Raw genomic sequence first — 1,077 nt, forward strand, 5'->3', positions numbered from 1 at the left:
TCCAGCGCCTCCCCGCCGAAGATGACATACCGCAACGACAGACCCGACCCACCCAGATCCCGCTCCGCCGCCATCAACTGATAAAACGCCGACGGCGTCTGATTCAACACCGTCACCCCGCATTCCACCAACAACCCCAAAAACTCCACCGGCGAACGACTCACCTCAAACGACACCACCACCAACCGGCCACCCGACAACAACGCCCCCCACAACTCCCACACCGAAAAATCAAACGCATACGAATGAAACAACACCCACACATCAGAGCCCCCAAAACCGAACCACTCCCGAGTCGACGCCAGCAACCGCGTCACACTCCCCTGCGAGACCACCACCCCCTTCGGACGCCCCGTCGACCCCGACGTGAAAATCACATACGCCGGATGCCCAGGAAGAACCCCCTGTCCCCCACCCACAACCGGGACCGGGGCAGGGCTTGGGGGCGGGCCCGAGAACCGGACCGAAGCCGAGGCCGGGGCTGGAGACGAGGACGACACACCTTCCACCGGCCCCGCGCCCGCCACCACCTCCGAGCCGTCCAGCACCACCCGCGCCACCCCCGCCGGCAACACCCCCTCCGTCCCCGGCACCACCACCGCCACCACCGGAGCCGCATCCCCCACGATCTGCGCCACCCGCTCCACCGGATACGACGGATCCACCGGCACATACCCACCCCCCGCCTTCACCACCGCCACCACCGCCACCACCAACTCCACCGACCGCGGCACCACCAACACCACCAACCGCTCCGGCCCCACCCCCGCAGCCACCAACACCCCCGCCAACACCCCCGCCCGCGCGTCCAACTCCCCATACGACACCTCCACCCCCTCACACACCACCGCCACCGCATCCGGCGAAGCCACCACCTGAGCCTCGAACTCCTCCACCAACGTCGACGGAGCGGGCACGGCACCGGTCCCGGCCCACTCACCGAGAACGACCTCACGCTCAACCGAATCCAGCAGATCGATCTCGCTCAACCGCACATCCGGATCAGCGACCACCGACTCCAGCAACCGCCCGAACCGCACCACCATGTCCTCGACCGTCACCCGATCGAACAGATCG

1 protein-coding gene is annotated in these 1,077 nt (G+C 67.1%); it reads right to left on the reverse strand.

Annotated elements, in window-relative coordinates:
* A partial coding sequence (locus tag IG98_RS46230; protein WP_245651978.1) for an AMP-binding protein occupies window positions 1-1,061 on the reverse strand: 1,061 nt, incomplete at its 3' end.
* Window positions 1,062-1,077 lie beyond the last annotated feature (16 nt).

Origin of the sequence: Streptosporangium amethystogenes (assembly GCF_000721075.1) — a bacterium.
In the GTDB taxonomy this organism is placed as follows: Bacteria; Actinomycetota; Actinomycetes; order Streptosporangiales; family Streptosporangiaceae; genus Streptosporangium; species Streptosporangium amethystogenes.